At 70.6% G+C, this 16,671-nt stretch carries 20 protein-coding genes and 1 riboswitch; of the genes, 8 read left to right on the forward strand and 12 right to left on the reverse strand.

Translation table 11 applies throughout. The features are described 5' to 3' along the window. Window positions 1–129 precede the first annotated feature (129 nt). Complete coding sequence (locus GFH49_RS35530) at window positions 130–2,697, reverse strand: ABC transporter permease (RefSeq protein ID WP_155060171.1); 2,568 nt, start codon at window positions 2,695–2,697, stop codon at window positions 130–132. 4 nt (window positions 2,698–2,701) lie between these two features. Then, window positions 2,702–3,502 (reverse strand): ABC transporter ATP-binding protein, encoded by an 801-nt coding sequence (locus GFH49_RS35535; protein ID WP_155060172.1) that lies wholly within the window; start codon window positions 3,500–3,502, stop codon window positions 2,702–2,704. A 168-nt stretch (window positions 3,503–3,670) separates the two neighbouring features. Here GFH49_RS35535 and GFH49_RS35540 point away from each other — a divergent pair, with 168 nt between their 5' ends. Both GFH49_RS35540 and GFH49_RS35545 read left to right on the forward strand, forming a co-directional pair. Further along, complete coding sequence (locus GFH49_RS35540; RefSeq protein WP_155060173.1) at window positions 3,671–3,910, forward strand: toxin-antitoxin system HicB family antitoxin; 240 nt, start codon at window positions 3,671–3,673, stop codon at window positions 3,908–3,910. A gap of 4 nt (window positions 3,911–3,914) precedes the next feature. After that, entirely contained in the window at window positions 3,915–4,289 is a 375-nt protein-coding gene (locus GFH49_RS35545) for a fic family toxin-antitoxin system, toxin component (protein WP_155060174.1), read from the forward strand. On the opposite strand, the gene GFH49_RS35550 is transcribed toward GFH49_RS35545, so the two are convergent. The 4 genes from GFH49_RS35550 to bioB form a co-directional block, all read right to left on the reverse strand. After that, window positions 4,284–4,973, reverse strand: coding sequence for a class I SAM-dependent methyltransferase (locus GFH49_RS35550; RefSeq protein ID WP_155060175.1), 690 nt, complete (start codon window positions 4,971–4,973; stop codon window positions 4,284–4,286). The two genes, GFH49_RS35545 and GFH49_RS35550, sit on opposite strands and share 6 nt — an antisense overlap. A 410-nt stretch (window positions 4,974–5,383) precedes the next feature. Then, a complete protein-coding gene (bioD, locus tag GFH49_RS35555) occupies window positions 5,384–6,100 on the reverse strand; it encodes a dethiobiotin synthase (protein ID WP_155060176.1) in 717 nt (238 codons plus the stop codon). 1 nt (window position 6,101) lies between these two features. Beyond that, a complete protein-coding gene (locus GFH49_RS35560) occupies window positions 6,102–7,382 on the reverse strand; it encodes an adenosylmethionine--8-amino-7-oxononanoate transaminase (RefSeq protein ID WP_155060177.1) in 1,281 nt (426 codons plus the stop codon). Then, a complete protein-coding gene (gene bioB / locus GFH49_RS35565; protein ID WP_155060178.1) occupies window positions 7,375–8,571 on the reverse strand; it encodes a biotin synthase BioB in 1,197 nt (398 codons plus the stop codon). Before bioB ends, GFH49_RS35560 begins: the two co-directional genes overlap by 8 nt. Before the next feature lie 147 nt (window positions 8,572–8,718). On the opposite strand from bioB, the gene GFH49_RS35570 reads away from it, so the two are divergent. After that, entirely contained in the window at window positions 8,719–9,846 is a 1,128-nt protein-coding gene (locus GFH49_RS35570; RefSeq protein ID WP_155060179.1) for an 8-amino-7-oxononanoate synthase, read from the forward strand. A 62-nt stretch (window positions 9,847–9,908) separates the two neighbouring features. On the opposite strand, the gene GFH49_RS35575 is transcribed toward GFH49_RS35570, so the two are convergent. Together GFH49_RS35575 and GFH49_RS35580 are read right to left on the reverse strand one after the other, a co-directional pair. Continuing rightward, entirely contained in the window at window positions 9,909–10,133 is a 225-nt protein-coding gene (locus GFH49_RS35575) for a DUF397 domain-containing protein (RefSeq protein ID WP_155060180.1), read from the reverse strand. Window positions 10,134–10,142: 9 nt separating this feature from the next. Continuing rightward, the gene (locus GFH49_RS35580; RefSeq protein WP_155060181.1) at window positions 10,143–11,012 is read right to left on the reverse strand and encodes a helix-turn-helix domain-containing protein; all 870 of its coding nucleotides are present in this window, start codon (window positions 11,010–11,012) and stop codon (window positions 10,143–10,145) included. A 212-nt stretch (window positions 11,013–11,224) separates the two neighbouring features. Between GFH49_RS35580 and GFH49_RS35585 the strand changes: the two genes are divergently transcribed. Continuing rightward, window positions 11,225–11,686: an ATP-binding protein gene (locus GFH49_RS35585; protein ID WP_155060182.1), complete on the forward strand. Its 462-nt coding sequence runs from the start codon at window positions 11,225–11,227 to the stop codon at window positions 11,684–11,686. Window positions 11,687–11,693: 7 nt separating this feature from the next. Further along, a complete protein-coding gene (locus GFH49_RS41125) occupies window positions 11,694–11,822 on the forward strand; it encodes a hypothetical protein (RefSeq protein ID WP_268867541.1) in 129 nt (42 codons plus the stop codon). Between the two features lie 43 nt (window positions 11,823–11,865). Here GFH49_RS41125 and GFH49_RS35590 read toward each other — a convergent pair whose 3' ends face one another. From GFH49_RS35590 to GFH49_RS35600, 3 genes are all read right to left on the reverse strand, one after another. Beyond that, window positions 11,866–12,339: a C40 family peptidase gene (locus GFH49_RS35590; RefSeq protein WP_155060183.1), complete on the reverse strand. Its 474-nt coding sequence runs from the start codon at window positions 12,337–12,339 to the stop codon at window positions 11,866–11,868. A gap of 3 nt (window positions 12,340–12,342) precedes the next feature. After that, window positions 12,343–12,522: riboswitch (cyclic di-AMP (ydaO/yuaA leader) on the reverse strand. Between the two features lie 369 nt (window positions 12,523–12,891). Then, a complete protein-coding gene (locus GFH49_RS35595; protein ID WP_155060233.1) occupies window positions 12,892–13,200 on the reverse strand; it encodes a hypothetical protein in 309 nt (102 codons plus the stop codon). A 5-nt stretch (window positions 13,201–13,205) separates the two neighbouring features. Further along, window positions 13,206–13,841, reverse strand: a complete 636-nt coding sequence (locus GFH49_RS35600) for an ATP-dependent Clp protease proteolytic subunit (protein ID WP_155060184.1) — start codon at window positions 13,839–13,841, stop codon at window positions 13,206–13,208. Between the two features lie 88 nt (window positions 13,842–13,929). Between GFH49_RS35600 and GFH49_RS35605 the strand changes: the two genes are divergently transcribed. After that, window positions 13,930–14,208 (forward strand): type II toxin-antitoxin system Phd/YefM family antitoxin, encoded by a 279-nt coding sequence (locus GFH49_RS35605; RefSeq protein ID WP_155060185.1) that lies wholly within the window; start codon window positions 13,930–13,932, stop codon window positions 14,206–14,208. Between the two features lie 140 nt (window positions 14,209–14,348). Here the strand turns inward: GFH49_RS35605 and GFH49_RS35610 are convergent, their stop codons facing one another. Continuing rightward, window positions 14,349–15,485, reverse strand: a complete 1,137-nt coding sequence (locus GFH49_RS35610; protein ID WP_230396687.1) for an ABC transporter permease — start codon at window positions 15,483–15,485, stop codon at window positions 14,349–14,351. A gap of 121 nt (window positions 15,486–15,606) precedes the next feature. On the opposite strand from GFH49_RS35610, the gene GFH49_RS35615 reads away from it, so the two are divergent. Both GFH49_RS35615 and GFH49_RS35620 read left to right on the forward strand, forming a co-directional pair. After that, on the forward strand, window positions 15,607–16,236 hold the full coding sequence (locus GFH49_RS35615) for a TetR/AcrR family transcriptional regulator (protein ID WP_155060186.1): 630 nt from the start codon (window positions 15,607–15,609) through the stop codon (window positions 16,234–16,236). Between the two features lie 132 nt (window positions 16,237–16,368). Further along, window positions 16,369–16,671, forward strand: coding sequence for an urease subunit gamma (locus GFH49_RS35620; protein ID WP_028808600.1), 303 nt, complete (start codon window positions 16,369–16,371; stop codon window positions 16,669–16,671).

Consider the following 16,671-nt stretch of genomic DNA (forward strand, 5'->3'; position numbering starts at 1 on the left):
GGGAAACGCTGACGGAAGAAATACTAGGACGTCCTAGTAAATTACTGGGGGTGAGCGGGGTGTGAGGAGGAGCACAGAGGGTGCAACTCTCCTCGGCTCGAAGCGCCTTGCGCGCCTGCCAGGATTCCGTCACTCGTGCGCGATGGCCGCCAGCACATTCATGCGGGACGCACGCAACGCGGGCAGCAGGGCGGCGATCACACCCACGACCGCCGAGCCGATGACCACCGCGATGATCGTGGTCCACGGGATCGCGAACGCCGTCATGCCCTGCAGTGCCAGCACCTGCTGGGTGCACACGCCCCAGACCAGTCCCAGGGCGAGCCCCAGGACCGCGCCGAACACCGCGATCACCACCGACTCCAGCCGGATCATCCGGCGCAGCTGGCGCCGCGTGAGTCCGATGGCCCGCAGCAGGCCGATCTCCCGGGTCCGCTCGACGACCGACAGGGCAAGGGTGTTGACCACGCCGAGCACGGCGATGGTGATCGCGAGCCCGAGCAGCGCGTACACGAGGTAGAGCAGGACGGCGATCTGGTCGTGGACCAGCTCCTTGTAGTCAGCGATGTCCCGGACGTCCACCTGCGGATACGCGTCGAGGGTCGTCTCCAGGTCCGTGCGCAGTTCGTCGGCGCTCGTGCCGCGGGAGGCGTTCACATAGACCGCGGAGTCCTGCGCGCCGGGCGCGTACAGCTCCAGCGTGTCCATGCCGAAGTACAGTCCGCCCTGCATCCCGAACCCCTCGGCGGAGTCCTGGTCGGTCAGCGCGCCCACCGTCAGGCCGGCCGTGCGTCCGCTCTGGAACTCGACCGGGATCGTGCTGCCGACGCGCACGCCGTGGTCCCGCGCGAAGTCCCGGTCCATGGCGAGGTGCCCGTCGGCCAGCGCCGCCGCCGTGTCGCCCTGCGCGTACGTGATGTTGGCGACGTCGTCGAGCCGGGGATCGTACGCCCCGGCCGTCGTCTCGACGCGGTCCCCGTCCGGGAGGCTCACCGCGACCGGTGTGAGCCGTGAGCGCACGATGAGCCCGACGCCGTCCGTGTCCTCCACCCGGTTGGTGAGTTCCTCGGGGAAGGGCACGAAATTGCTGTTCTGTACGACGAAGTCGGCGCCGAGCGTGTTGTCGATCTGCTCGTCGAACGACTTTGTGATCGAGGCGCTTGCCACCGACATCCCGCCGACCAGCGCGAGCCCGACCATCAGAGCCGCCGCGGTCGCCCCGGTACGGCGGGGGTTGCGCAGGGCGTTGCGCTGGCTCATCCGGCCGACCGAACCGAACAGCGCCGGGAAGGCACCGCCGAGGACCCGGATCACCGGACGCACCAGCAGCGGGCCCGCGATGACCGTCGCGACGAGCGTCAGGACCACGCCCAGGCCGAGCAGGGAGGCCGCCGAGGATGCCTCCCCCGCGGTGGCACAGCCCACCAGCGCCGCCGCGCCCAGCGCCCCCACGACCGCGCCCGCCACCACGCGCACCCGCACCGGCCGGCCCACCTCCGCGACCTCGGCGTGCGCGAGCGCCGCCATCGGCGAGACGCCCGCCGCGCGCCTGGCCGGGAGATAGGCCGCCACGAAGGTGACGCCGAGGCCGACGACGTACGCCGCGAGAGGCGTCGCCAGGCCGATCACCATGTCGGCGGACCTGATGTTCATGCCGAGCAGGCCCATCAGTTCGATGAGCCCGGCGGCGAGTCCGATGCCGGTGGCCAGGCCCAGCGTGGAGCCGACGAGGCCGAGCAGCAGCGCCTCGGTGAGAACCGAGCGGCGCACCTGGCGCCGATCCGCGCCGAGCGCCCGCAGCAGGCCCAGTTCACGGGTGCGCTGGGCGATCAGCATCGAGAAGGTGTTCACGATCAGGAACACGCCGACCAGGACGGCGATCCCGGCGAAGCCGAGCATCACGTACTTGATGACGTCGAGGAAGCCGCCCAGTTGCTCGACATCCGACTCGGCCTGCTCGTCGGCGGTCCGGATGTCGTAGGTGTCCGCGCCCAGCGCGGCGGTCACGCGCTTCTTGAGCTGCGGGTCGCTGACGTCGTCCGCAGCGTCCACGGAGATGCCGGTGCCGACGTCCGGGTCGCCCAGCAGCCTGGTCTGCGCGGTCTCGGTGTCGAAGAAGACGAGTGCGGCACCGGGGTTGGTGGTGGTGAACGTGGCGATGCCGACGACCTCGGCCCTGAAGGAGCCGGGCGCGGCGATGACGGTGAGCGTGTCCCCGATCGCCACGTCCTTGCTGTCGGCGGTGTCCGCGTCGAGCAGGACCTGGCTCGGCCCCCGGGGGGCGTGACCGGACGTCAGCTCGACGGGGCTGCGGCCGGTCGGGTTCCAGTTGGTGCCGATCGTCGGGGCACCGGTGGTGGGGCCCACCGACTCGTTGTTCTCGTCGGCGACGGTGATGCCGTCCACGTCCACGTCCAGGCGGGCCGACTCGGCTCCCTCGACCTGGGCCGCACGGTCCACGAGCGAGGCCGGCAGGGTGGCCGTGAATCCGGAGGGCAGTGCCTCGTCGAGGTTCTCCTTGGGGCTGACGGTGACGTCGGCCGCGGTCGAGGCGAACAGCCGGTCGAAGGTACGGCTGAGGGTGTCCGAGAAGATCAGGCTGCCCGCGACGAACGCCACGGACAGGATCACGGCCAGCGCGGACAGCAGCAGCCGACCTCTGTGGGCGAGAAAGCTCCGGAGCGTGGCCTTGAGCACGGGATCAGTCCTCCGGGGAAGGCGCGGCGTCGTCGTACCGGCTGCGGATCACATCGAACCGCTTCATCCGTTCCAGGACCGCCTCCGCCGTGGGCCGCTCCATCTCGTCGACGATCCGCCCGTCGCCGAGGAAGAGCACCAGGTCGGAGTGGGCGGCGGCGCCCGGGTCGTGGGTGACCATGACGACCGTCTGCCCGAGGTCGTCGACGGCGTCGCGCAGGAAGCCCAGCACCTCCAGACCGGACCGCGAGTCGAGGTTGCCGGTGGGCTCGTCGGCGAAGATCAGCTCGGGTCGGGAGGCGAGCGCGCGGGCACAGGCGACGCGCTGCTGCTGGCCGCCGGACAGCTGCGACGGCCGGTGCGTGAGCCGGTCCCGCAGCCCGAGCGTGTCGATGACCTGGTCCAGCCACTTCTCGTCGGGCTTCCTGCCCGCGATGTCCATGGGCAGCGTGATGTTCTCGGCGGCGTTCAGCGTCGGGATGAGGTTGAACGACTGGAACATGAACCCGATGCGGTCCCGCCGCAGCCGGGTCAGCTCCCGTTCCCTGAGCCCGGTGATCTCGGTGTCGCCGAGCCACACCTGTCCTGCCGACACGGTGTCCAGCCCCGCCAGACAGTGCATCAACGTGGACTTCCCGGAGCCCGACGGCCCCATCACCGCAGTGAACCGGCCGCGCGTGATGTCCACGTCCACCGAGTCGAGGGCGAGCACCGCCGTCTCGCCCGAGCCGTATCCCTTGGTCAGACCGCGGGCGCGGGCCGCGATCCCGTCGGCCGAGGCGTGCTCCACAGCGGAAGGGGACAAGGCTGCCTCCTCGGTTCAGGAGATCGATTCAGGACATAACGACTTCGTCGTCAGGCCCGAGCCTAATGTGATCCAGCACACACTCGGTATCCCCCTTGGGGTCCGGCCGCTCTCCACCCAGGGGATGAGCCCTTGCCGCCGCTAGCGTTTCGGCGCTAGCTTTGACGTATGGCGAAGACCCAGCTGAACGTACGCGTGGACGAAGGCACCGCCCGCGCGGCTCGCGAACGTGCCCTGGCCCGCGGCATGAGCGTCAACCGCTACATAGAAGAACTGGTCAGACAGGACACCGGGGAGGTCGGCCACACCTTCGTGGAGGCCGCCGCCGACTTCATGAAGCAGTACGAGTCCGTGTTCGCCGAGGAGTTCGGCTCGGACCGTGAGGGCACACGCGAAGGTCGCCGCTGATCCGTTGAGCGATCTCAGAATCGACCTTGCCTGGCTGCTCATGCTCGCCGAACAGAACACGCCCGGAGACCCCCAGGTCACCGACTGGGGCGCGCTCGTGGCCGCCGTCGCACGCCATGAGGCCGAGATATTCGACGTCCCCGTCTACGACAGCCCGCAGGCCCGCGCCGCCGCGCTGCTGCAACTGCTGATCCACGTGCCCGCGCTGGAGCGCTCCAACGCCCTGTTCGCCTCCGCCGTCGCGTACGCCTACCTCGTCGCCAGCGGCCTGAAGGTCGTCACCTCTCCCGAGCAGGTCCGCGACCTGGCCCGGCTGGTGAAGAGCGGCGAGGCGACGGTCCAGGACATCGCGGAGGAACTGCGCCAGTGGAGCCTATGACTCGGTCCGGGGCCGCCACGCCGTGCCCAGCACGCAGTACGAAGTCGGCAGCGTCGGCCCGTTCTCCGGCATCAGCACCCGCCGGTACGGGCCGAGTTCGAACCCGGCGGCTCGCAGTCCGGCGACGGGGTCCCGGGCCAGATGGCAGCCGCCGCTCAGCCGCGGCCACACCGTGCGGTCCAGCGCGCGCTGGGTGAAGCCCATCATCCGGCCGCCGCCCCGGCCGTGCTCGAAGAACCGCACCGCACCGCCGGGCCGCAGTACCCGACGCGCCTCGCCGAGCGCCCGCGGCACATCCCGCACACTGCACAGCACCAGCGACAGCACCACCGCGTCGAAGGCCTCGCTCTTGACCGGCAACGCCTCCGCCGCACCTGGCACCACATCCACCGGCACCTCGGCGCGCAGGGCGGACTCCACCGCCAACTGCCGCAGCAGGCGCTCCGGTTCGATGGCGACGACCTCCGAGACCGTGCTCGGATAGTGCGCGAAGTTCAGGCCGTTGCCCGCGCCGATCTCGATCACCCGCCCCGACAGCCCGGTCAGCATGCGGTCGCGCACGGCACCCATCCCCATGCGGGTCTCCGCGGTGACGCTGATACGGGCGTAGTACCGGGCGAACAGCGGATGGTGCATGGCGTCCCGTGACACCTTGCCGGAGCCGGTGACGGGCCGTTGCGGCATGGCGACCTCCCGGGTGGACGACTGCCCTACCGCGATTGTCCCCCGCGCGCGCCCCGCGAACCCGACGACCCGTCTCACCCTGCTGGGGCATGTGCGGCACGGGCCCCGGATCACCGGCGGCAAGGCGGACTGTGGCTCATGGCGTCCCCACACGCGGAGCCGCCGCCCGTCAGGCCTCGCGGCTCACGGCGCTTCCCGCATGTGGGTCGCCTGGATAGCGCCTGGGGTCGGGGTGCTTCCCGCATGTGGGGGGTGGCCTGGATGGTGCGTTGGGTCGGGGTGCTTCCCGCATGTGGGTCGCCCGGATAGCGCCCTGGGTCGGGGCGCTTCCCGCATGCCGGGTGCTTAGGTGATTCCCCTGGATCGGGGCGCTTCCCGCATGCCGGATGCCCCAGGTGGCGGTCCCTGGGTCAGGGTGCCTCCCGTACCCGGAACGTCTCCGCGTCCCACATGCCGTGCAGGCGTGGGGCCAGCCAAGTAGGGGCCGCCGTGCGGAAGTCGGCGGGGTCGAGTGCTGCGGACCCGGCGGGGAGCGCGCCGAGCAGGGGGGCGTCGGTGACGATCGGCAGGTCCGCGAGGTTGCAGCGGGATGCCAGGTCGGGAGCTTCGGGCCAGCTGCCGATCACGATTCCGGCCAAGTCCAGCCGACGGGACCGGATTTCGCGTGCCGTCAGTTCCGTCGTGTTCAGCGTGCCCAGGCCCGCCGAGGCCACGACCAGCACCGGCGCCGCCAGTAGCCGTGCCGCGTCCGCCAGGGTGCCGCCCGCCGGGTCGAACCGTACGAGGAGCCCGCCCGCTCCCTCCACCAGCACCAGATCGTGCTGGGCGGCCAGCTTGGCGGCGGCCTCGGCGATGTCGTGCGGGTGCACCGGCGCACGTCCGGCCCGTCGTGCGGCCGTCGAGGGCGCCAGCGGGTCGGGATACCGGGCCAGCTCGACCGCCGTCACGGCGCCCGCGAGCCGCGCGACCTCGTCGGCGTCCCCGCGCTCGTCCGGTCGTAGGCCCGTCTGCGCCGCCTTCAGCACGGCCACCGACCGTCCGGCCGCGAGCGCGACGGCGGCGACGGCGGCCGTCGTGACGGTCTTGCCGACCTCCGTGCCCGTGCCCGTGATCACCAGGACCGGCATGTCATCCCTCCCGCGCCGCCGCGCACACCGCACGCGCGATCCGCGCCACGTCCCTGTCACCCGTGACGTACGGCGGCATCGTGTAGACGAGATCGCGGAACGGCCGCAGCCACACGCCCTCGCGCACGGCCGCCGACGTGGCGGCCTTCATGTCCACCGCGTGGTCGAGCTGGACGACCCCGATCGCGCCGAGGACCCTTACGTCCTGGACACCCGGCAGCGTCGCGGCCTCGGCCAGCCCCTCCCGCAGCCCCGCCTCGATCCGCTTGACCTCCGCCGGCCAGTCCTGCCCGAGCAGCAGCTCGATCGAGGCGCAGGCCACCGACGCGGCCAGCGGGTTGCCCATGAACGTCGGGCCGTGCGCCAGCACCGGCACCTCGCCGCGCGAGATGCCCTCGGCCACCCGCGATGTGCACAGTGTCGCCGCCATCGTCATATAGCCGCCGGTCAGCGCCTTGCCGACGCACATCACATCGGGCGTCACCGCCGCGTGCTCCGCGGCGAACAGCGCCCCCGTCCGCCCGAACCCGGTCGCGATCTCGTCGAACACGAGCAGCACACCGTATGCGTCGCACGCCTCACGCAGCACCCGCAGATACGCGGGGGAGTGGAACCGCATCCCGCCCGCGCCCTGCACCACCGGCTCGACGATCACCGCGGCCAGGTCCTCGGCGTGCCGCTCGATCAGCGCGCGCAGGCGGTCGGCGTACGACTCGTCGTACGCCGCCGGCGGCGCGTCGGCGAACACCTGGCGCGGGAGCACGCCGGTCCACAGCTCGTGCATCCCGCCCTCGGGATCGCACACCGACATCGGCTGCCAGGTGTCGCCGTGATAGCCGCCGCGCCAGGTCAGCAGGCGCTGCTTCGCCGGGCGGCCCAGCGAACGCCAGTACTGCAGGCACATCTTGACCGCCACCTCGACCGACACCGACCCGGAGTCGGCGAGGAAGACATGTTCCAGACCGTCGGGTGACATGTCGACAAGGTGCTTCGCGAGCCGTACGGCGGGCTCATGCGTGAGCCCGCCGAACATCACGTGGCTCATCCGGCCGAGCTGTTCGAGCGCGGCCTCGTTGAGCACGGGGTGGTTGTAGCCGTGGATCGCCGACCACCAGGACGACATGCCGTCGATCAGCTCGCCCGCGCCGTCCGCGAGTTTCAGCCGGACCCCGCTCGCCGACTCCACGACGAGCGGCTCCACCGCGCCCGGCATGGGCCCGTACGGATGCCAGACGTGCCGCCGGTCGAGGTCCAGCAGTTCGGGGACGGTCAGGTCAGGCATTGGGCGCGAGGTCCGTTCCGGCCCCTCGGCGGCGTACGGCGACGAGGTCCGTGCGGGCCTCGTTGACCTGCGGACCGACCTGCGGACCGACCTGCGGACCGACCTGCGGACCGACCTGATGGCTGACCTGAGGTGCCTCGGGGGCGGAACCGCAGGCTCCGGCCCCTTCGTGGCATCCACCGCCCGCCCGGTGCTCCGGCAGCGTCACGTGATCCGTGCCCTCCACCTCGAACCCGGCGTCCGCGATCATCTCCAGGTCCGCCTTGCCCGCCTGGCCCTCGGTGGTCAGATAGTCGCCGAGAAAGATCGAGTTGGCCAGGTGCAGTGCGAGCGGCTGCATCGTGCGCAGATGGACCTCACGGCCGCCCGCGATCCGCACCTCGACGTCCGGGCAGACGAACCGCACCATCGCCAGGATCCGCAGGCAGCGCTGCGGGGTGAGGTGCCACTCCTTGGCGAGCGGGGTGCCCTCGACCGGGATCAGGAAGTTGACCGGAACCGAGTCCGGGTCCAGCTCACGCAGGGAGTAGACGACGTCGACCAGGTCCTCGTCCGACTCGCCCATGCCGGCGATCAGTCCAGAGCAGGCGGACAGCCCGGCCGCGTGCGCCTTCTGCACGGTGTCGACGCGGTCGGCGTAGGTGTGGGTCGTGGTGATGTCGCCGTACGTCGCCTCGGAGGTGTTGAGGTTGTGGTTGTAGGCGTCCGCGCCGGCCTCGCGCAGCCGCTCGGCCTGGCCGTCGGAGAGCAGGCCGAGGCAGGCGCACACCTCGACTCCCTCGTTCTGCTCCTTGATCGCCTTGATGGTGCCCGCGACCCGGTCCACGTCCCGGTCGGTCGGACCACGCCCGGACGCCACCAGGCAGACCCGCTTGGCGCCCCCGGCGAGCCCCGCGGCTGCCGCCCGCGAGGCCTCGTCGGGCTTGAGCCAGGTGTACTTCAGGATCCCGGTCGTGGAGCCGAGCCGCTGGGAGCAGTAGGAGCAGTCCTCCGGGCACAGGCCGGACTTGAGGTTGACGAGATAGTTGAGTTTCACCCGTCGGCCGAACCAGTGGCGGCGCACCTTGCCGGCCGCGGCCACCACATCGAGCAGTTCGTCGTCGGAGGTGGCGAGGAGGGCCAGTGCTTCCTCACGGGTCGGCAGCTCGCGCCGAAGCCCCTTGTCCACCAGCGTGTTCAGCAGGTCCATGAGGTCCGATCCTGTCTTACGGGAGCGCCCCGGGCCAAGGAGAGATTCCACAACAGAGCCGGTTGGCTGTGTGGGTATTGCCACATCCTGGGTGGCTGGTCGTGCGACTACTGTCTGTGCACTGCCTACAAATGTCCCGGAGGAGTCATGGCGTTCGGCTGGATCGACGAACAGGCGGAGCTGCGCCGCCGCGCCGGACTGGAACGGACCCTGCGGCCCCGCCCCGCCGACTCTCCGCTGCTCGACCTCGCGAGCAACGACTACCTGGGCCTGGCCCGCCACCCCGAGGTGGTCGAGGGGGCCACCAGCGCGGCCCGCGCCTGGGGCGGCGGCGCCACCGGCTCCCGCCTGGTCACCGGCACGACCGCGCTGCACGCCGAACTCGAACGCGAGCTGGCGGACTTCTGCGGCTTCGAGGCGGCCCTGGTCTTCTCCTCCGGCTACGCGGCCAACCTCGCCGCCGTCACCGCCCTGGCGCCGCACGGCTCACTGATCGTCTCCGACGCCGGCAACCACGCCTCGCTGATCGACGGCTGCAGACTGGCCCGCGGTAGCACCCAGGTCGTCGCGCACGCCGACCCGGACGCCGTGCGCAAGGCGCTCCGGACGCATGACGGCCCCGCCGTCGCCGTGTCCGACACGGTCTTCTCGGTCGACGGAGACGCCGCCCCGCTGACCGAGTTCGCCACGGCGTGCCGGGAGCACGGCGCCGGTCTGGTCGTCGACGACGCCCACGGCCTCGGTGTCCTCGGCGACGGCGGCCGCGGCGCCCCGCACGCGGCGGGTCTCGCGGGCGCGGGCGACGTCGTGGTGACGGTCACGCTCTCCAAGTCGCTCGGCAGCCAGGGCGGTGCCGTGCTCGGCCCCGCCCGGGTCATCGAGCACCTGGTCAACGCGGCCCGAACGTTCATCTTCGACACCGGTCTGGCCCCCGCCGCGGCGGGGGCGGCCCTGGCGGCGCTGCGGCTGCTGCGCCGTGAGCCGGAGCGGGCGGCGCGGGCGCGTGCGGTGGCACGCGAACTCCACGCGCGCCTGACCGCCGCGGGTCTGGAAGCGGTACGTCCGGACGCCGCGGTCGTCTCCGTGCGCGCGCCGTCCCCGGAGGGTGCCGTGCGGTGGGCGGCCGACTGCCGTACGGCGGGTCTCGCCGTGGGCTGCTTCCGTCCTCCTTCCGTGCCCGACGGCATCTCACGGCTGAGGCTCACCGCCCGCGCGGACCTCTCCGAGGCCCAGGTCGAGCGCGCTGTGGGAGTGATCGGCGAGACGCGACCATGAGTCGGCGTGACATGGCCGTGCGTCGCGTGAACTGATTCAGAGGGGTCGCGGGGCAGGGGCGATCACCGGAACGCGGCCGTGAATCCCGCCCAGCTCTCGGGGGAGAAGAGCAGCGCGGGCCCGGCCGGGTCCTTCGAGTCGCGCACGGCGAGCAGCCCGGCCCCCGGGCCGGAAAGCGGCCGGGCCGTCTCGACGCAGTTGTTCGCACCCGTGCTGTAGCTGCTGCGCAGCCAGCGCACGGCGTGCAGTCGGGTACTGGAAGGTACGTTCCGAGGCAGTGCAGACATGGTGCCTCCTTACACGCTGTCACCAATCGCGGCGATGTAATCCAACGAGTCGTCGGGCGAAAGGGCGTGGAACTGAAGGGTGTTGAAGGCCTCGGTGTAGGCCTGGAGGTCTTCTTTCCGTTCGAGATAGAGGCTACTCGTCAAGTGGTCCAGAACAACCACATCCAGATCAGAAGTGCTCGAAAATGAGAAGATAACGAAAGGACCGGTGATGCCGATGTGGGCACCGGCCGCGAACGGCAGTACCTGAAGCCGCACTTGGGGGTAGCGCGCCGCCTCGATCAGCCGCTTCAACTGCCGCGCCATGACGTCCGGCCCGCCGATCTCCCGGTGCAGCACCGCCTCGTCGAGCACCGCGCTCAGCTCCAGCGGCGGCTGCGAGCGCAGCACGTCCTGCCTGGCCAGGCGCACTTCCACCAGCGCGTCCAGCCGGTCGCCCGCGTCCTCGTCCAGTCCGCCCACCGCGGCCCGGGTCACCGCCCGCGCGTACTCGGGCGTCTGCAACAGTCCCGGTATGACGGAGGTCTCCAGCGTGCGCATCGCGCTGGCCTGGGACTCCAGGCTGATGAAATCCCGGTACGTCGGCGGCAGCACGCCCCGGTACGCATGCCACCAGTGGTGCCTCCCGGCAGTGTCGTCCTGTCCCGCCAACACCAGGAGCAACTCCCGCAGTTGGGGATCCGCCACTCCGTAGACGTCCAGGAGTAACCGCACATCGGCCGGTTTCACCCCGCTCGAACCGGTCTCGATGCGGCTCACCTTGGACTGGTGCCAGCCCACGAGCCGGGCCGCCTCGCCGCTCGTGAGCCCGGCGCCGGTGCGCAGCGTGCGCAATTCGGCACCCAGTTTTCGGCGGCGTACCGCGGGACCGTGCTGCATGGGCTCCTCCTTACTCCTTCCGGGCCGCCCAAATACGGTCTGCCGTCGCAGAGTTCACCGCTTCGAGCGACAGATATATGCATATCTTGGTGGATCGCACCCGTGACCGGCCCGGTGATGGCAGTCTGGCGACGAAGCACCAGTCCGGGACCGTACTCGAACCCTCCGCTCCGTGTCGGACTGCGGTCCCGTGGGAAAGGGACGACGTCGCCATGGCAGACCATCTGGAAGCATCCGTCACTCTGCCGAGCGATCCCGCCTCGGTCTCCGCGGCCCGCACCTACGTCGTCGGCACCCTGGCGGAATGGGGACTGCCGGCCGACACGGAACTGGCCGACACCCTCCGCCTCATCGTCTCCGAACTCGCCACCAACGCCGTACAGCACACTTTCGGGCAGTCACCCACCTTCACGGTGGACATCGAACTCGACCGTGACGAACACCTGCGCATCGGCGTCACGGACAGCCATCCGCGGTTCCCCAAACGGCTGCCCGCGGCCGTCCAGCAGGACAACGGCCGCGGCCTCGTCATCATTCGCTGGCTGACCGCCGAGTTCGGCGGCAAGCTGAGAATCCGGCCCACCCGCGAGGGCGGCAAGACGATCTCCATCGAACTGCCGTGGACGGTACCGGCGCGGCCGGTGACGACGACGGCGGTGCAGCAGGAGCCTTAGAAATCAGATGTGCCGGGCCCGCCTCCCGTTCCAGCTGGGGGGCGCTCCCGGCGTCGGCGGCGTTCCCGCCCGCGTGGTCGAGGGCGTCGCGCCGACGGCCCTCGGTGTGCTGCTCGTTCCCGGATCGCTGGGGTGACGCGGTGACGGCGCGTCAGGACGCCGTCACCGCGTCGCTCAGGTCACTTGACCCGGCCGTACCAGACGCTCTTGGTCCAGATCTTCTGCAGTCGCACGACGTCCCCGGTCTTCGGGGCGTGCCAGATCTTTCCCTTCCCGGCGTAGAGGCCGACGTGGTAGACGTTCGAGCCCGAGTGGAAGAACACCAGGTCTCCGGCCTTGCGGCTCTTGGCCGAGATGTGGCGTGTCTTGTTGTACTGCTGAGCCGCCGTCCGCGGCAGGCTCTTGCCCGCCTTCTTGTACGAGTACAGCGTCAGCCCCGAGCAGTCGAACCGGCGCGGCCCCGTGGCGCCGTACTTGTACGGGGCGCCCTTCTTGGAGGCCGCGACCTGGAGTGCCTTCGTCGCCGGAGTCGCAGCCGCGGCATCTGAGGAGAGACCCGGCACCACGACGGAGCCGCCCACGGCGGCCAGGGTGAGAGCCGAGGCCGTGCCGGCCCGGGCCATCAGCGACGGGACACGATTGAGCGCAGTCATGCGCAACCCTTCGTCAGCCGCCTGTGAAGGATGACCTGTCGGATTCGGGCTGGCGAAGTTGCCCGGCCGCTGACGCGGCTTCACCCCAAGGACTGCTCGGCCCGGTCATGGCGTGACCGTTCCGGCGACCCGTCGTGCTTGGGTCCTCCACTCCTGCCGATCCACTTCTGTCGACCGGTCATCCGGGCGGCGGCAGGACTCGGCGTCCGCCCGGATCGCCCCGCCGTTGTGGCGGGGGCTTGTCGTCAGACAGGGATCTTCACTCACGGGTGAGCGAAAAACCCAATGGAATCGGGGATTTGTGGCGTTACTCACCACTCACCCGTTCGGGTGGACACCTCTGTGTTCGAGTGGATGTCCCGGGCCGCGCAGGGCCCCGGACCAGCGCGAAAACCTCTCATCGGCCCCGGAGGCAAGCGGGTTGCGCAAGCCTGGCAGTCCCAAAAAATTACAAACATCTACTCCGGACAGCGGTACGTCATTTGGTCCGTTTCAGATCCGGCCCGGACGTCTCGCGGTCGTGGCGAGAGCCCGGACCGAAGGCGGGGTCGGTCAACTGTCGGAGCGCGGCGGCACGATGACGCGCGCCGTGCGGCGCTCGCCGTCCAGCACGCGCAGCGCCCGCGTGAGAGTCGGGCCGTGCAGCTCGGTCTCGCCCCGCTGGTGCATCAGTGCCAGCGCGTCGCGCAGTTCGGCCGCCCGGGTCACCAACGCCTGGGCGGCGCGCAGTCCGCGGTAGGTGTCCCCGTGGTGCACCGGGTTGATCCGGCCCAGCAGATCGACCACATCGAGGTAACGGTCGATCAGCTCGCCCTCGGCGCGGGTGAGGGCGGGCAGCGGCGGGAGTTCGGGCGGGAGCACCGCGGTCACTTCCCGGTGGGCGGAGCCATGGTGGACTTGCGGCTGGGGATGATCCGGTCCACCAGTCCGTAGTCCAGGGCCTCCTGGGCGGTGAGGATCTTGTCCCGTTCGATGTCCGCGCTCACCTGTTCGTGCGTGCGCCCGGTGTGCCGCACGAGCATCTCCTCCAGTCGGGCCCGGGTCCGCATCAACTCCTCGGCGTAGATGGCGAGATCGCTGGCCTGTCCCTCGATCGGCTCGGGCAGCGCCGGCTGATGGATCACCATGCGCGCTCCCGGCAGTGCGAATCGCTTGCCCGGTGTGCCCGCGGCCAGCAGCACGGCGGCGGACGAGCCCGCCTGGCCCAGGCAGATCGTCTCCACGTCGCAGGTGACGTACCGCAGCGTGTCGTAGATCGCCGACATCGCGCTGAAGGAGCCGCCGGGGGAGTTGATGTAGAGCGAGATGTCCCGGTCCGGGGCCTGGTACTCAAGGTGCATGAACTGCGCCATCACGTCGTTCGCCGAGGTGTCGTCGATCGGGGTGCCGAGAAAGACGATCCGCTCCTCCAGCAGCTTCGAGTACGGGTCCATCGTCTTCTGCCCGAAGCTGGTGCGCTCCGTGAACTCGGGCAGGACATGGCGGGCGGACGGTCGGGTCATGGCGAACCCCTCCTCGGCAGAGCTGTCTCTGTATAAAATGTACAGGACGTACGGTGCGAGCGTGAGGGGGTCACCGTAAGCTGGGGGCATGGCCTACGAGATTCCGGTGACGCAAGCCAGGGCTGAGCTCGCCGACCTGATCAACAAGGTGGTGTACGGCGGTGAGCGCGTCGTCGTGACGCGGCACGGCAAGCCTCTCGTCGCCCTTGTCTCCGCCGCCGACCTCGAACGACTCGAACAACTCAAGGAACCCGCGGACGAGCAGGTGATCAGCTCGGTCTCCGCCGTCCGCGAACTCGCCCCGGCTCCCCGTGAACGGCAGCGCTTCGGCATCGCGGCGGAGCACCGGGGGGCCGATCAGACGTAAGCGCTCCGCTAGGGCTCCGCTGGAGGGCTGGAGGCTCCCCGACTCTCGACTTCGCCAGAGCGGGGGGACCCCCATGAGCGGGGGACCCCCATCGCGCCGGAGTCACATATCGATACGACCCGCGCCCTGGCGGGGCGCTGTCAGCCGACCGGCGAAAGCTCGCGCGCCCCCTTCAGCACGCCCCCCTCCGATACATCCCCCTTTGATACGTCCCTCTTCGGCACGTCCCTCTTCGGCATGTCCCCCTTCGTGCGTCCCTTGACCGCACCCCCGAGCAGTACCGCCCCCAGGCCCAGCGCCGCCCACCAGGTCAGCGTCAGTGCGGGCCCGGTCGCCGCCGCGCCGTCGAAGAACGACACCGAGCGCAGCAGGGTCGTCCCCGCGCCGGGCGGCAGCAACTGTCCGATCGTCCCGGCGGGCTCCGGCAGCATCTGCGGCGCCGAGGCGGCCCCGGACCACGGGTTGCCGAACAGCATCATCACGCCGGCGGCGACCCCCACCCCGGCGCGACCGATCAGCGCGGCGAGTCCGGCGACGGCACCGCTCACCGCCAGCGTCGCCAGACCCAGCGAGCCGGCCTCCGCCCACCAGTCACCGGTGAGGACGTGCAGCCAGCTGTCCGCGATCGCGGTCGCCGTGATGCCGACCAGGGCGGCGGCGCCGATCAGCGTGGCCACGGCCCGCAGGCCGCGCAGCCCGAGGAACGTCACCACCGCGCCGGCCGCCATACCGGCCATCACGAGCGGCAGCACGCTCGCGTTGAAGGCCGCGCCGCGTGGGTCGTTTTCGGGGGCGGGCACGACATCGACCGTCCGGACCGGGTTCAGCTCGGCGGACGCCTGCTGGAGGACCTGTGCGACGGCCGGGCTCGCGGCTGTGGAGGTCAGCAGTTCGGTGCCTTCGGGGGTGACGACGATCGCGCCGTATACGGTCCGGTCCTCGATGGCGTGCCGGGCGTCGGCTTCACCGGCGTAGCGGTGGACGTCGAACGAGCCCTCCTGGTGCGCCAGCCGCTCCTCCATCTGCGTCGTCGCGGCGGCGGTCCCGGCCACGCCGACTGGCAGGTCGTGCGGCGCGGTGCGGGCGGCGGGCCAGGCGAAGGCCCACAGGGCCAGTGCCGCGAGGACGGGGGCGAGCACGAGGACCGCGATCAGGCGGCGGGTGCGCGGCGGGGCTGCCGCTGAGCGGCCGGCGGGTGTGTCGGTGACGGTGACTGGGGCGGCGAAGGCGGCGGGTTCAGCGGTGACGGTGGAGGGCGTGTCGGTGACGGTGGGCATGCGATTCCCCTCGGGTCGGCACGGGCGTCAAAAAGAAGGATCGTTCGTTTTTATTATGCCGCCAGCGTCTCCGGGCGCCGTTGCCTTGTCAAGAAGGAATGCTCGTTTTAACTTTGCGGACATGGCCCGTGTATCCCAGGCACACCTCGACGCCCGACGCCGTCAGATCCTCGACGGCGCCGCCCGCTGCTTCGCGCGCAACGGCTTCCACGCCACGTCCATGCAGGATGTGCTGAAGGAGGTCGATCTCTCGGCCGGTGCGGTGTACCGCTACTTCAGCGGTAAGGACGAGCTGATCGCCGCGATCTTCACTGAGGTGCTCGGGGAGGTTCGGATGTCCTTCGAGGCGGCCACCGAGCAGGTGCCGCCCCCGCCGCCGGACGTCCTGATCGGTTCGGTGCTCGGCCGGACCTTCGGCGCGAGGGCCCATCTGGCCGTCGACGGCGAGCCGGTCTTCTCGCGGCTGATCATCCAGGTCTGGGCGGAGTCGCTGCGCAACAAGGACCTGGCCGCCGTCATGATCGAGGGGTTCGAAGCGATTCGCCTGGCCTGGGGGCGGATCGTCGAGGCATACCAGGACGCCGGGATGATGCCGCGAGACGTGCCCGCGGATCATGTCGCGCGGACCATGATCGCCGCCGCGCAGGGGTTCATCATCCAGCAGACGATGCTCGGTCCGGCCCCCGTCGAATTCCTCCAGGACGGTTTGCGGGCGTTGATGGGCGCACGGGACGCGCGGTCCGAAGCCTGATGGATCACAGCCCGGGTTAACGTGCCTGAAACTCCTTCCAACTAGCCTGCCCCTCCACGCCACCAGGCACTTTGCCCGGTGGCCGCGGCAACCGGGCCCCGCACGGTCCGGAGCGAGGAGGTGAGGTGGGACGTGCAACTGACCCCGCACGAGCAGGAGAGGCTGCTCATCCACGTGGCGGCCGACGTGGCCGAGAAGCGCCGGGCCCGCGGGCTCAGGCTCAACCACCCCGAGGCGGTCGCCCTCATCACCTCGCACATCCTGGAGGGCGCCCGTGACGGCCGTACGGTCGCCGAGCTGATGTCCTCCGGACGCAAGCTGCTCACCCGGGACGACGTCATGGAAGGCATCCCCGAGATGATCCACGACGTCCAGGTCGAGGCGACCTTCCCGGACGGCACCAAGCTCGTCACCGTCCATGACCCGATCGTCTGA

This window comes from Streptomyces blattellae, assembly GCF_009709555.1.
GTDB classification, from domain to species: Bacteria; Actinomycetota; Actinomycetes; order Streptomycetales; family Streptomycetaceae; genus Streptomyces; species Streptomyces blattellae.

Excerpts from the sequence above, each read along its gene's own strand:
- GFH49_RS35540 (WP_155060173.1), top strand. The coding sequence starts at position 3,671 with ATGGCGAAGACCCAGCTGAACGTACGCGTGGACGAAGGCACCGCCCGC.
- GFH49_RS35550 (WP_155060175.1), bottom strand. The coding sequence starts at position 4,973 with ATGCCGCAACGGCCCGTCACCGGCTCCGGCAAGGTGTCACGGGACGCC.
- bioD (WP_155060176.1), bottom strand. The coding sequence starts at position 6,100 with ATGCCGGTCCTGGTGATCACGGGCACGGGCACGGAGGTCGGCAAGACC.
- GFH49_RS35560 (WP_155060177.1), bottom strand. The coding sequence starts at position 7,382 with ATGCCTGACCTGACCGTCCCCGAACTGCTGGACCTCGACCGGCGGCAC.
- bioB (WP_155060178.1), bottom strand. The coding sequence starts at position 8,571 with ATGGACCTGCTGAACACGCTGGTGGACAAGGGGCTTCGGCGCGAGCTG.
- GFH49_RS35570 (WP_155060179.1), top strand. The coding sequence starts at position 8,719 with ATGGCGTTCGGCTGGATCGACGAACAGGCGGAGCTGCGCCGCCGCGCC.
- GFH49_RS35575 (WP_155060180.1), bottom strand. The coding sequence starts at position 10,133 with ATGTCTGCACTGCCTCGGAACGTACCTTCCAGTACCCGACTGCACGCC.
- GFH49_RS35580 (WP_155060181.1), bottom strand. The coding sequence starts at position 11,012 with ATGCAGCACGGTCCCGCGGTACGCCGCCGAAAACTGGGTGCCGAATTG.
- GFH49_RS35585 (WP_155060182.1), top strand. The coding sequence starts at position 11,225 with ATGGCAGACCATCTGGAAGCATCCGTCACTCTGCCGAGCGATCCCGCC.
- GFH49_RS41125 (WP_268867541.1), top strand. The coding sequence starts at position 11,694 with ATGTGCCGGGCCCGCCTCCCGTTCCAGCTGGGGGGCGCTCCCGGCGTC.
- GFH49_RS35590 (WP_155060183.1), bottom strand. The coding sequence starts at position 12,339 with ATGACTGCGCTCAATCGTGTCCCGTCGCTGATGGCCCGGGCCGGCACG.
- GFH49_RS35600 (WP_155060184.1), bottom strand. The coding sequence starts at position 13,841 with ATGACCCGACCGTCCGCCCGCCATGTCCTGCCCGAGTTCACGGAGCGC.
- GFH49_RS35605 (WP_155060185.1), top strand. The coding sequence starts at position 13,930 with ATGGCCTACGAGATTCCGGTGACGCAAGCCAGGGCTGAGCTCGCCGAC.
- GFH49_RS35610 (WP_230396687.1), bottom strand. The coding sequence starts at position 15,485 with ATGCCCACCGTCACCGACACGCCCTCCACCGTCACCGCTGAACCCGCC.
- GFH49_RS35615 (WP_155060186.1), top strand. The coding sequence starts at position 15,607 with ATGGCCCGTGTATCCCAGGCACACCTCGACGCCCGACGCCGTCAGATC.